Below are 12,505 nucleotides of genomic sequence, written 5' to 3' on the forward strand. Positions count from 1 at the left end.
CTGGATTTACCTTTTATAAGGAGACCATATGCCGATAAGCGGTGTGGTGATTACATCGAGGCCAGCAGAAAAGGCCAGGGTGCTTCATGCCCTGGCCGCGGTGCCGGGCATCGAGGTACATGGCGATGACGGGCAGGGCAATATCGTTGCCGTTCTGGAAACGAAGACCTCGGAGGAGATGGAAAAGCTCATTGACCGGATTAACAAGGACCCTCTGGTCCTCCACGTCGGCATGACCTACCTGAACACCGAGGACGAGGCCGAGGAGATGGCTGACGGCCGTCCGGTGGCGCGGCCCTTTGGTTACCGCAAACCCCTGGCGGGCGGACAGTGAGACGCCGCCAGTTTCTCGGGTTGCTGGGTACCGGACTGAGTTCGCTGTCGTTTGCGCCCCAGTCGCTAGCCGCAAAGATGCTGGATTCCCCGGTTACCACCAACCGCCTCCGGCCGCCGGGCGGGGTGCCGGAGGAGATCTTCCCGGCCAAGTGCATCCGTTGCGGCCGGTGTGTCGAGGTCTGTCCCTATCGCTGCATTAGTATGCTTGACATCCGCGCCGGGCTGTCAGCGGGGACACCGCTTATCGAGGTGGAGAAGATTCCCTGTTATCTGTGTATGAAGTGCGTCGATGTCTGTCCCACCGGCAGCCTGCAGCGCATCCGCCAGGAGGACACTCGTATGGGCCTGGCGGTGGTCAACCGCTTCATCTGCGCCGCCTGGATCGGCACCACCCTGTGCCGGACCTGCTACGACAAATGCCCCTATGCCGACAAGGCGATTCGCCTCGACCAGCTGCGGCCGGTCATAAACCCGGAAGTTTGCACCGGTTGCGGCCTATGCACCAATGCCTGTCCGGTAAATACCCCGGACGGCAAAAAGGCGGTGAATATCGAACCGATCTTTGCCGCTGGCAAGGTGACAGGATGATACAGGAAGAAAGCGGCGCCTTGCCGCCCGCACCAAGGCAGGTAAACGGCGCAAGGACCCGTTACGGTTCCCGGCGTTTTGCCATTCTCACCGGCGCCTTTCTCCTGGTCGCCATCAACCCTTTTATCAATTTTTACTTGCACGAAAACTTCGTGCAGGGCTGGTATCAGTCCTTAGGTGTCGGCAAGCTGTGGTTCGTCTCGCCGCTGGAGGGCCTGGAGAGTCTGTTGATCACCAAGTCGCTGTATCTGCCGTCTCTTATTGGCATGGCCATCCCGGTGACCATCGCCCTCTTTCTTGGCCGGGTGTTCTGTTCGTGGCTCTGCCCGATTTCCTTTCTGTTGGAATGCGTTGATCGGCTGCGTCGCCGGGTCTCGGCCAGGCCATTTCTAAAAAATAAACTGCTTGTCGCTAAAAAGGTGTTGTGGTTTTCCCTCATTGCCGAGCTGATCGCCAGTCTGGTCCTCGGCGCCCCCCTCTTTGTCTTTCTCTCGCCGCCCGGGCTTGTCGGCCGGGAGATCATGATGGCGGTGTTCTTCCATAAACTTGCCCTGGAAGGTGTCCTGATCATCGTCGTCGTCCTTCTTGAGTTGCTGACTCGCCGGTTTTTCTGCCGCAGTTTCTGTCCTCTTGGCGGCCTTCTTGCCTTTCTCGGTCGGAAAAGGCGCTTACGGGTAAGTTTTCAGCCGGATGCCTGCGTTGCCTGTGAAAAGTGCAGCAAAACCTGCCCGATGGGCCTGCAGCCAACCGCCGGCGAAGGGATGTCGGCGTATTGCTGGAACTGCGGCGAGTGCGTCGATAGCTGCCGGCATGACGCCCTGCGGTTTCGTTGGCTGTGATTGCGGTTTCAGGTCAAACGGCTGTTTCAGTAACTGCGAAGAGCGGAGCTATTTGGCATCGTACGTTCGTTTCTCAGACGACTCTTTCCATGCCGCTTTGATAAGGATAAAGAACCCTCTCCGGCACCACTATTCCGGAAAGGAGGAGAGCAGTTGCCGGATTATGAGCATGTTATACCTGACAACATAAAAAAATTTGAAATATACGATTTTTACGAGTAGCCTGTCACAGGAACTATTTTTATAACTTTTCTGGCTGGATATGAAAATAAACAATGTTTGTAACCACAACGAATATTTCTTCTGGTACCAGTAAAGCAATCTGCCGGATGTTTCTGATATTATTTGGCCTGGCCGGTAGTATTAGCGTTCTTAGCAGCTGTGTAACAGGATCTGGATCTACCTCGGGGGAAATGGCCGGAGGTGATGCCTCATCCACTGCTAAAGCGATTGCCGACAAGGCCGTAGTGCAACCGGTTGTCTATGAAAATGCCGGCCAGCAGGGCCCTGCCCTCGTGGTTCTCCCGGGGCAATTCAAGATTTCCAACGCGACTTTTACCCAAAAATTTACGCCCAATAATATCGCCGACTTTGCCGAATTAGAGCTCGATAAGGCCAACTTTAAGGTCTTGGAAAGGGGCGATCTTGGACCACTCCTGCAAGAGGTTGTTCTTGCTGTCAATATGGGCGATCCAGAGGGCCTGAGGAAATTTCGCAAGGGCAAGTTCGTCACGACTCGCTGGTTTCTGCAGTTTGATGTCCTGAAGGCTGAACCGGTTGCCGAAGCAGGAACGGAATTTGACGGCAAGGCGATTGGCAATATTGTCACGGCCATCGCCGGCGATAACCTCGGCGGACGGGTTGCCGGTGGTGTAATCGCCTCGGCGGGAGGAAGCGAGGACGCAAAAATCTGGATAATCGGTCTTCGTTATAAAATAATCGATGCCTCCGACAGTGTCATTGTCAAGACAGGCTATGTCGAGGACAAAATGGAGGTAGGGGCATCGAGCGCCAGCTTTCTCGGTATCAAGCAAACTGAAAAAGGCGGGATGACAATCGATTCGATGGTGCAAAGGCTGGTTCAAAAGTGCGTTGCCGAGATCGACAAAGTGAAGGGAATGTCCCCGGCGCTTGTTAAGGAAAGTAAGTCGCAGGAGGCCGCTGTCGAAGGCAGGACGGTGGTCGCAGACAAGTCTCCCAAATCAGCAGAGTCAATGGTGTCACCGCAAGTGATGTCAGCTTACAGTGAAGAATCAGTCGAAGGAAAACGTGTCCGGCAGAAAAAAAGTGAGACAATTAAGCCACAAGTGCTTGATACGAATGCCAACTGTCAGGATCTAAGGAAGGAATGGCAACTTGGAGATTCGTCGGTTATGGAACGCTACTTACGGGAGTGCGCAAAATGAAAAAAGGGATGAATAAACGATTCAGCTTTTGGCAGAGATCTTTTGGGGCCATTTTGGTCATTTTGATCGGCAGTATGCTCCTCGCCGGCTGTGTGAAAAGGGCAAAACCTCTGACCCGGCCGGCTCTTGATACGCCAATGTCTCTTGAGGTGGCTGTTCGAATGATTGCTTTTGATCTCTTTGCGCAAATCAGCAATCAACAAAAGCCTGCCAAGAAGACCCTGGCGGAGAAGATGAATGCTCAACAAAATCAAGATGATGGAAAGCAGCCGCTGGTCTTTTCGACAGATGTGGTGATGAATGCTGATACCGGCGAGGAAATCGAACTCAGCGCTCAGATAAACGAGATTATCAAAGCCACCGCCGGTAACAGTTTCCCCAAATTTACTGTTGTCGAGATGAATTCAACAAATATCGATCAAACGAATTTTGTTATTATCGGAGTCATCAAACAGGAGATTTACAATAATCAGCCGACTAAACTGCCTCGACTGTATCTTTCTGCGGTTGATATGAAGACTGGCCAGGTTCTGGCACATTCCGATGTTTGGTTTTCCCAACAGGACCTCAAGTTGCTGCCGACACCTCTGTATTCGGACAGCCCGATGTTTATCAAGGATACCCGTTCGGAAAAGGTTATAGCGACCGCCCAAGCCAACGCCGGTGTGGCGGTTGACAAGGAATACCTTGCCACTATGGCTACCAATGCCCTGTTGGCCGAAGCCAGCAAGGCGTATGATAGTGGGAATTACCCGCTGGCGATTGAGTTGTTCAATAAGGCTGCAGCTCGTGAAGACGGCCAGGTTATGAAAACCTATGCCGGACTGTATCAGGCCTATTGGAAACAGAAACTAATGGCCGAAGCCGAAGGGGCGTTTGGCAAACTCGCCGAACTTGGAATTCGCAACGGCACCCTCAGTGTGAAATTTCTTTTTCAGGTCAATGACACCAACTTTTTTGGTCAACCCGAAGAGCTGGCCGAATACGACATTTGGCTTCGTCAGATTGCTAAAAAAATTATCGAATCGCAGTCATGCGTAGAGATTTCAGGCCACGCCAGCCATTCGGGCAGTGCTGATTACAACAAGAAATTGTCGGACAAGAGGGCCCATAAAATCCAAAAGAGACTGCTTGATGTTTCTTCGGCGATTGCTAAAAAGACTTCGGCAGTGGGGCGGGGCTTTGAGGAAAACATCGTGGGAACTGGCACGGATGACATCCGCGATGCGATCGACCGGCGGGTGGTGTTCCGGGTTTTGGATTGCGGAGCCCTGTGAAAACTCGCTACGATTTTGCGCCTCTGGCATTCCGAGGCGCAGCTGTGCCATTTCAGGGGTGGCTGGCTTGAATATCTCCCGCCAGGTTGATAGAATAGTTGGGAGTTTTATTGAATTCTCCAATAGTTCCCGATTTTATAAAGAAAGGTGTGAAGTATGGCACAAATCGAATGGGACTCTGCCTGGAATATCGGGCATGTGGAAATCGATGAGCAACACCAGCGATGGGTTGAGCTCTTCAATCAATTGGAAAGAGCCTTTCTTGGCTCGGCAGATAGCCAAGATCTGACCCAAGTGCAGAAGGATGTCTTTCAGCGGATACGCGATTACACCCGCTATCACTTCGCCTGTGAAGAGAAGGTCATGCAGGCGGCGGCCTGGCCCGGCATTCCTGTCCATTGGCGATTCCATAAGGAATTCGACCAGGTTGTCTACGAAAGATACCGCGAATTTGAAAACGGTGATCTGGTTCTCACTTCCGAGTTGCTGGCGCTTATCAGGAACTGGCTGCTGCACCATATTCAAGTTGAAGATCTGAAATTTGGCGAATATCTGCGGCAGGAAAAGAATACGGGAAAGTGATCTTTTCCTGTCGGAGTTGTCTCGGTTAGCCCCGGTCTCCGCTGCCTATCAGCCGCAGGATATTGCCGTGACTGTCCCTGATAGCGATGGTCAGGGGCATCCGGCCAAGCGCATGGGTCGAACAGCTCAGGCAGGGGTCAAAGGCCCGGATAATCGCCTCGACCCTGTTTAAGGCCCCCTCCGAAACCTCGGTGCCGCTGATAAAGCGTTTGGCGACCTGCAAGACCCCCCGGTTGATTGCCAGGTTGTTGTGGCCCGTCGCCACAATGAGGTTGGCCCAGGTCATCAGGCCGTTTTCATCGACCCGGTAATGGTGGATGAGCGTGCCCCGTGGCGCCTCGACGCAGCCGACACCCTCCGGAAAATTCGGCTGGGCGAAGGCCCGCACCCGCAATCCGGTAATTGCCGGATTCTTCAGCAGCATCTTGGCAGTTTCCACGAAAAAGAGAATTTCTATCAACCGGGCGTAATGGTTGTAGAATGAACTCATCACCGGGCCCCGTTCAAGACTCCTGAATTCCGCCCATTCCTGATCGGCAAGAGGCGTGCCGCAACCGTTGCAGACATTTAAGCGGGCGGCCGGACCCACCCGGTAGATGCCTTCGGGATAGCCCATTGGCTTATAGAATGGTGATTTTAAATAGGACCACTGCAGCGGTGCCTCACCGATATATTTCTGGTAGCTCACCGGGTCGATGTTGTCGGCAATGATGTGTCCCTTGGCATTGAGGATGCGCAGATTCCCCTGGACATGCTCAAGATTGCCGTTTTCGTCGACCATCCCCATAAAGAGGGTGGGGAAATTGGCAAAGGTCTGAATTTCTTCACGATAGTTTTCCTGCGATTTTTTGAACATGGTCAGGGTGCGGGTGATGATCGCCAAGGCCTCCGGCAGCATGTGCAGGATGGCTTCCCGGTGCGAAGGGTCAAGGGCCGCGTTTACCCCGCCCGGTACTACCCAGGCCGGATGAATCCTCTTGCCGCTGACCATCTCGATGATCTGCTGGCCGATCTTGCGCAGGCGGATGCCGTCCCTGGCAATCTCGGGGTATTTCTCGGCAATGCCGAGGATATTGCGTTTGGCCGGTTCCGAATCCATGCCGAGCAGCAGATCGGGGGAGGAGAGGTGGAAAAAGCTCAGGGCATGCGATTGGATGAACTCGCCGCAGTTGAGGAGCCGCCGCAACAGCAGGCCGGTTTCCGGCGGATGGATGCCGAGAATGGCATCGCAGGCCTTGCCGGAGGCAAGCGAATGGCTTACCGGGCAGATGCCGCAGATTCTTTCGGTGATCGACGGCATTTCATAGTAGGGGCGGCCTTCGCAGAGCTTCTCGAAGCCCCGGACCTGGGTCACATGAAACTTGGCGTCATTGACATTGCCGTCATCATCCAGAAAAATGGTGACCATGCCATGCCCTTCAACGCGGGTAATCGGCTCAATGGTTATCGTACCGCCCATGCTGATACCTCCACAAAAGGTAATGAGACCTGCAAAACAGCATCTATGCTCCAAACCGTGACAACTGGCCTATTTCGGGAATTTTGCCCGCCAGTAGCTCGGTAATCACAAAGGCAATTGCCGCCGGCGGCGGCGGACAACCCGGCAGAAAGACATCGACCTTGACAAACTCATGCACTGGCCTTGCCATCCGGCAGAGTCTCGGCACGGTATGAAAGGTCATTTTCTCCATGCCGGAGCTTTCCCCGCCCTTGTCGAGCAAAGTGGTCTCGGCGTTTTCAACGTATACCCGGTTCAGCACCGCCTCCACCGGATGGCGGTTGCGCATGCCCGGGACATTGGCGGTGATGGCGCAATCACCAAAGGACACGAGCAGTCCGGTTTTATCGCGGATGTTCTCGATGTTTTTTCGGTCGGCCTCGCTGCTCACCGCCCCTTCGACAAGGGTCACATCGACGTGATCCGGAAAGATTTTGCCGTCGACCAGCGGCCCGTAGAGCAGGTCGATCTTGTCAGCCAGGTCGAGGAGCAGCTCATCGATATCGAGAAGGGACATATGACAGCCGGAGCAGCCATCCAGCCATGTGGTCGCAAGCGTTATTTTTGCCATGATTCCTCCTGCTTTTCGCGCATCATTTGCAGGTATGGCAAGAACTGGCGGCGCTTGATCATCTCCGCCACCGACCTGCCTTTCTCCGATAAGGCCCCGGTCGGACAGACCTGGACGCATTTGCCACAGCCGGTGCAGGTTTCCGAGGTGCCCCAGGGCTGGTTGAGATCGGTTATCACCTTGCAGGTAATGCCCCGGCCCATGATGTCCCAGGTGTGGGCACCCTCGATCTCATCGCAGACCCGGACGCAGCGCAGGCATAGGACGCAACGGTTATGGTCCACCGAAAACCTGGGGTGCGAGGCGTCGACGGCGTGGCGGGGGTAGAGGTAGGTATAACGGACATGATCGACGCCCAGGTCGACCGCCAGGTTCTGCAGTTCACAGTGGCCGTTCGAGACACACACCGAGCAGACATGGTTGCGCTCGGTAAAGAGCAGTTCGAGGATCTTTTTGCGGTAAGTGACGACCCGCGGCGAGTTGGTGACCACCTCCATGTCCTGGCGGGGAAAGGTGACGCAGGAGGGCAGCAACTTGGTGGCGCCTCTCACCTCAACGATGCACAGGCGGCAGGCCCCCCGTTCGGACAGGCCGTCGAGGTGGCAAAGGGTCGGGATGTTGATGCCGTTTTGCCTGGCGATGGTTAGGATTGATTCATCGGCGCGGGCGGTGACGTCGCGGTCGTCGATTTTGAAGGTGATGAGCCGCGATGGGTTGAGGTCGGTGCGGACCTTCTTCGGTGCGTGAGAAATCATGCGGCCTCCTTGACGATTTTACAGGTTCCGGCCAGACATTTTTTGTCGCCAATATGCGCCAGGTATTCGTTACGAAAGTAGTTGAGGGTGGTGAGGACCGGGTTCGGCGAGCTTTGTCCAAGGCCGCAGAGGCTGGTGTTTTTTACCAGATCGCAGAGATCTTCAAGGGTCGCCAGGTCTTCAAGGGTTGCCTGATTGGCGGTAATTTTACAGAGCAGATCGTAGATTTGCCGTGTCCCCACCCGGCAGGGCACACACTTGCCGCAAGACTCGGACATACAGAATTCCATGAAGAATTTTGCCACGTCGACCATGCAGGAGGTCTCGTCCATGACGATCATACCGCCGGAGCCCATGATCGAACCGACCTGCATCAGTGACTCGTAATCAACCGGCATGTCGAGGAACTGCTCGGGGATGCAGCCGCCGGAAGGGCCGCCGGTCTGCACCGCCTTAAAGCCCTTGCCACCGGGGATGCCGCCGCCGATATCAAAGACGATGTCACGCAGCGAGGTGCCCATGGGGATCTCGATCAGGCCGGTGTTGTTGATCTTGCCGGCCAGGGCAAAGACCTTGGTTCCCTTGCTTTTTTCCGTGCCGACGCCGGCGAACCACTTGCCGCCCTTGCGGATGATCGGCGGCACATTGGCAAAGGTCTCGACATTATTGATAAGGGTCGGGTGTTCCCAAAGGCCGTATTCAGCGGGAAAGGGCGGCCGGGGGCGGGGACGGCCCATGCGGCCTTCGATGGAGGCGATCAGCGCCGTTTCCTCGCCGCAGACAAAGGCCCCGGCGCCGAGGCGGACCTTGATGGAAAAATTGAAAGGGGTGTTGAAGATGTTGTTGCCGAGAATTCCCATCCGCTCCGCCTGATTCAGGGCAAGGCGCAGTCTTTTTACCGCCAGGGGATATTCGGCCCGGACATAGATGAAGCCATGGCTCGCCCCGGTTGCATAGCCGGCAATCGCCATACCCTCAATGACCCGGTGCGGATCACTTTCCAGGACGCTGCGGTCCATAAAGGCCCCCGGATCGCCCTCGTCGGCATTGCAGATGACGAACTTGGTGGAATCGACGGCCTTTGCCACCGTCGTCCATTTCAACCCGGTCGGAAAACCGGCACCGCCGCGGCCACGCAGACCGCTCGTCACCATCTGTTCGAGGACTTCAGCTCTCGTCATCTGGGTGAGGGCAAGGTACAGCCCTTCATAACCGTTTTCGGCGATATATTCCTCGATGCGCTCCGGATCAATTGTGCCACAGTTCTCGGTGACGATGCGTAATTGGCGTTTAAAGAAGGCGCCGCCGTTCGAACAGGCCAGACGCTCCACCGGGCTACCGCTCAGGGCATCAATGATATCCGAGGCATCGGCGACCTTCACCCCCTGGTAGAAGGTACCGCTGGCCTCCATGGCAATGAGTGGCCCGGCCGTACACAGGCCGAGGCAGCCGACACCCTTTACCTGGCACCAGTTGTCGAGGCCGCGTTTGCCGACCTCTCTTTCCAGGGCCTCTTTGACCCTGGCGCTGCCGCAGGACAGGCAGCCGGCGGCGATGCAGACCCTGATGCGATGCTGGAAGCCGCTTCGGGTGTCGTGTTCTATTTTGGCAATCTGCCGCAGGTCTTCGATATTGAGAGTCATGGGTTTTGCCACCTCCCGATTTTGTCAAGGACATCGCCTGTTTTCAGCTTCCCGGCCACCTCGCCGTCAAAGACTCCAGCAGGCGCCAGGCCGCAGGAGCCGAGGCAGCGGGCAACGAGCAGGGACACCTTGCCGTCTGGGGTTGTCTCTCCTGCGGCAATGCCGACTTTTTCCTTGATACCGCCGATTATATCTCCTGATCCACCGATATAGCAGGCGGTCCCCAGGCAGATGACGCAGGTATGTTCACCCGGTGGCTTCAAGGTGAAGGAGTGGTAGAAGGTGGCCACTGCATAGACCCGGCTGAGGGGCACCCGCAGGGTGCTCGCCACGTACTTCAGGACGCTCTCTTCAAGATAGCCGAAGGTTTCCTGAACGGTGTGCAGGGTTTCGATAAGGGCGTGTGATTCGTTGTGATACAGGCGCATAGTGCGATTCACCATACGTAACCGGTGATCCTCAGGTGGACTTTCGGATGCAGGGGGATTGATGCCGGGGGTCGAGTCATCTCTCATAAAGGGCTCTCCTTGTGTCCTGATAGCTGTTTTTCTCAAACCGCATACTGTCAGTATACCACAGAAACAGTCACTTTCCTAAAGTGACATATCGCCAGAAATACCTGTTGGCTACAGGTTACTATGCAGGTGATTTGAGCAGCTTGACTGCTCTCATGAAACTTATACCCGTTTGGGTATAAAAACTTGCACAAACTCCGGGGAACGGCTAGTCTACCGCGGTTGTTATTTCGCAGGTCAAAAGGGATGGCTCATTACGCCATCTTCCTCATTCGGCGCTGCTTTTATTTCCTCTCTGGGGACCTTCTTTCCAAAGCTTACCAATATGGAATACTTTCACATTGTTCTGCAGTATTTTCTGAATCTCGATACCCATCTCGCCGAGCTGGTCGCCCTGTACGGCCCGTGGATATACGGTCTGATTGCCCTTATCATTTTTTCCGAGGTGGGTCTCGTCGTTGCGCCTTTTCTCCCCGGAGATTCCATGCTCTTTGCCATCGGCGCGCTGTGTGCCACCGGTTCCATGGACTTGACCATTGTCCTCACTTTGTTCCCGGTAGCCGCGATACTCGGTGACAACTTCAACAGGCTTATGGGAGTCTGGTTTGGCCATAAGGCCTTCAGTGGCAAAGATGGAATCATTTTCAACCAGAAGAACCTGGCAAAGGCCCGGACGTTTTACGAAAAACACGGGCCAAAGGCCGTAACCCTCTGCCGTTTCATACCTTTTTTCCGGACCTATATCCCCTTTATTGCCGGGATGGCGGAGATGAAGTGGCGGGTCTTCCTGCCATGGAGCATAATCGGTGGTGCCGGTTGGGTCTTCAGTTGTGTTACCGCCGGGTATTTCTTCGGCAATATCCCCTTTATCAAAAAGCATTTCGAACTGGTGGTACTTACTATCATCGCCATCTCGGTCGTGCCGGTTATTATCGAATTTTTCAAGAGCCGGGCGAAGGCGCAACCGTTAAACTGACAACACCGTCATTTCCTCAAATCTTCTTCAATTTCCCAGAACTAGCTCAGGCTTTTCTGGGGTAATTCTGGAGTATTCTCCTTTTTCTCTCCGCCAGGGAAAGTCTGTTGCCATCCTGGATAAACATCTCATGTTTGTGCTATAAGGAGACGATGTTTATTATCTCCCTACACGGTTTCATTTCAGGGCACGCACATGGCGCGGCGGAATGTGCGTGTGATAGTGGTTCGCCGGTGAATAATCAGGGTATATCGTGAAAAAACCAACGAGCAAATTTCGTGATGCCATCTTCGTTGTTACCGAGGAGCGCTCCTGTCCCATTTACAACGTCGGTGAAGAATTCAAGGTCGAGAATTTCGGGCTGACCGTTCCGGCGCTCAAACCGGGCTGTTTGTTCCTGGCGAAGGTCATCGCCGATATCATGTCATCGATTGACAGGTACAGCGGCTTTGCCAAAATCGGCGGCCAAAAATCGCGATTCGACTGCGGCGGCGGCTGCGGCGATGGCCTGATCCGTTTTGAATTTAAAAAAGAACGCGATTTCGCCACAGTACAGATGAAGCTGCTCAATGAGACGGAAGAGCGAAAACGCCGGCAGCACCTGGAAAAATTCTTTGGTGTGCTGCGTAACCTGGACATGTTTGAGTCTCTTGAAGACGATGCCCTGATCGATCTGACCCTCCTCCTCGAACTGGCCACCATTCCCATCGATAAGGTGGTTATAAAAAAGGGTGATCCCGGCAACAACCTGTTTATCGTCTTGTCCGGGATGGTGTCGGTGGTGGCCGAGGACGGGGCGAAGATTGCCGAGATGGGGGCGGGGGAGATATTTGGAGAGATGAGTCTGTTGTCCGGTGAACCGGCCTCCAGCTCCATCTATACCCTGGCCGAGACCCAGGTAGCCAAACTGAGCGCCAAGAACTTTAAGCACGTCCTGAAGAAGTATCCGATTCTCCAGATATTCCTCTTCAAACTCCTGGTCATTCGCGCCCAGACCATGACCCTCCGGTCGGGCAATATCACCTCAGGTATGTCTGGAGAATTGGCGGAAATATCCATCGTTGACCTTCTCCAGCTTATCAATTCCTCACAAAAGACCGGGCGGCTTGATCTGTCACTTGAACAGGGCAAGGCCATGGTTTTCTTCAAAGAGGGCGAGATTATTCACGCCCGTCTCCTCAATATGCGCAACAAGGACGTGGTCTATGCCCTTGTCAAGGTCAAGAGTGGTCATTTCAGTTACGCAAAGGGTATTCCCAAAGAGATTGAGAATCTGCCGCCTATAGGCGGTTTCATGGGGATGCTCATGGAAGGCCTGCAGCGAATCGATGAGCATCAACCATCATGACTGTCTTCTCCCCGTAGCCCGTTGTTGGAAAACACTTGCCTGTTGCTTCCTTTTCAGAGTAGGTTGCTCGAAATGATTTTTCACGGTGTGGTCATACTGCTTTTTAAGTATGCCAGCATGATTGGAACTCGGTGTTTCTTCGCTGTTCTGATCGTATTGGTATGACCGATT

The 12,505-nt window shown here is 54.4% G+C and carries 13 protein-coding genes; 8 read left to right on the plus strand and 5 right to left on the minus strand.

Features of this window, described 5'->3' with window-relative positions:
- Nucleotides 1-28 precede the first annotated feature (28 nt).
- The 6 genes from OEL83_17625 (at nt 29) to OEL83_17650 (ending at nt 5,028) form a co-directional block, all read left to right on the plus strand.
- Nucleotides 29-334 carry a chaperone NapD gene (locus OEL83_17625; protein ID MDK9708865.1) on the plus strand — a complete coding sequence of 102 codons (306 nt, stop codon included), beginning with the start codon at nt 29-31 and terminating at the stop codon, nt 332-334.
- Nucleotides 331-924: a 4Fe-4S dicluster domain-containing protein gene (locus tag OEL83_17630; GenBank protein ID MDK9708866.1), complete on the plus strand. Its 594-nt coding sequence runs from the start codon at nt 331-333 to the stop codon at nt 922-924. The genes OEL83_17625 and OEL83_17630 overlap by 4 nt, the downstream gene beginning before the upstream one ends.
- A complete protein-coding gene (locus OEL83_17635; GenBank protein MDK9708867.1) occupies nt 921-1,763 on the plus strand; it encodes a 4Fe-4S binding protein in 843 nt (280 codons plus the stop codon). The genes OEL83_17630 and OEL83_17635 overlap by 4 nt, the downstream gene beginning before the upstream one ends.
- Nucleotides 1,764-2,092: 329 nt before the next feature.
- Entirely contained in the window at nt 2,093-3,169 is a 1,077-nt protein-coding gene (locus OEL83_17640) for a hypothetical protein (protein MDK9708868.1), read from the plus strand.
- The gene (locus OEL83_17645; GenBank protein MDK9708869.1) at nt 3,166-4,446 is read left to right on the plus strand and encodes an OmpA family protein; all 1,281 of its coding nucleotides are present in this window, start codon (nt 3,166-3,168) and stop codon (nt 4,444-4,446) included. The genes OEL83_17640 and OEL83_17645 overlap by 4 nt, the downstream gene beginning before the upstream one ends.
- A 156-nt stretch (nt 4,447-4,602) precedes the next feature.
- Entirely contained in the window at nt 4,603-5,028 is a 426-nt protein-coding gene (locus tag OEL83_17650) for a bacteriohemerythrin (GenBank protein ID MDK9708870.1), read from the plus strand.
- Between the two features lie 25 nt (nt 5,029-5,053).
- On the opposite strand, the gene OEL83_17655 is transcribed toward OEL83_17650, so the two are convergent.
- From OEL83_17655 to hoxE, 5 genes are read right to left on the minus strand one after another with little or no spacing between them, the layout of a single operon-like run.
- Nucleotides 5,054-6,487 (minus strand): Ni/Fe hydrogenase subunit alpha, encoded by a 1,434-nt coding sequence (locus OEL83_17655; protein ID MDK9708871.1) that lies wholly within the window; start codon nt 6,485-6,487, stop codon nt 5,054-5,056.
- A 43-nt stretch (nt 6,488-6,530) separates the two neighbouring features.
- Nucleotides 6,531-7,097 carry an NADP oxidoreductase gene (locus OEL83_17660; GenBank protein MDK9708872.1) on the minus strand — a complete coding sequence of 189 codons (567 nt, stop codon included), beginning with the start codon at nt 7,095-7,097 and terminating at the stop codon, nt 6,531-6,533.
- Complete coding sequence (hoxU, locus tag OEL83_17665; GenBank protein ID MDK9708873.1) at nt 7,085-7,852, minus strand: bidirectional hydrogenase complex protein HoxU; 768 nt, start codon at nt 7,850-7,852, stop codon at nt 7,085-7,087. The genes OEL83_17660 and hoxU overlap by 13 nt, the downstream gene beginning before the upstream one ends.
- Complete coding sequence (locus tag OEL83_17670) at nt 7,849-9,495, minus strand: NAD(P)H-dependent oxidoreductase subunit E (GenBank protein ID MDK9708874.1); 1,647 nt, start codon at nt 9,493-9,495, stop codon at nt 7,849-7,851. The genes hoxU and OEL83_17670 overlap by 4 nt, the downstream gene beginning before the upstream one ends.
- Entirely contained in the window at nt 9,492-10,010 is a 519-nt protein-coding gene (gene hoxE, locus OEL83_17675; protein MDK9708875.1) for a bidirectional hydrogenase complex protein HoxE, read from the minus strand. The genes OEL83_17670 and hoxE overlap by 4 nt, the downstream gene beginning before the upstream one ends.
- A gap of 325 nt (nt 10,011-10,335) precedes the next feature.
- Here hoxE and OEL83_17680 point away from each other — a divergent pair, with 325 nt between their 5' ends.
- Together OEL83_17680 and OEL83_17685 are read left to right on the plus strand one after the other, a co-directional pair.
- Nucleotides 10,336-10,986 carry a VTT domain-containing protein gene (locus tag OEL83_17680; GenBank protein MDK9708876.1) on the plus strand — a complete coding sequence of 217 codons (651 nt, stop codon included), beginning with the start codon at nt 10,336-10,338 and terminating at the stop codon, nt 10,984-10,986.
- Between the two features lie 253 nt (nt 10,987-11,239).
- Nucleotides 11,240-12,334 (plus strand): DUF4388 domain-containing protein, encoded by a 1,095-nt coding sequence (locus tag OEL83_17685; GenBank protein MDK9708877.1) that lies wholly within the window; start codon nt 11,240-11,242, stop codon nt 12,332-12,334.
- Nucleotides 12,335-12,505: the final 171 nt, after the last annotated feature.

It is taken from the genome of Desulforhopalus sp. (genome assembly GCA_030247675.1).
Classification (GTDB): Bacteria; Desulfobacterota; Desulfobulbia; order Desulfobulbales; family Desulfocapsaceae; genus Desulforhopalus_A.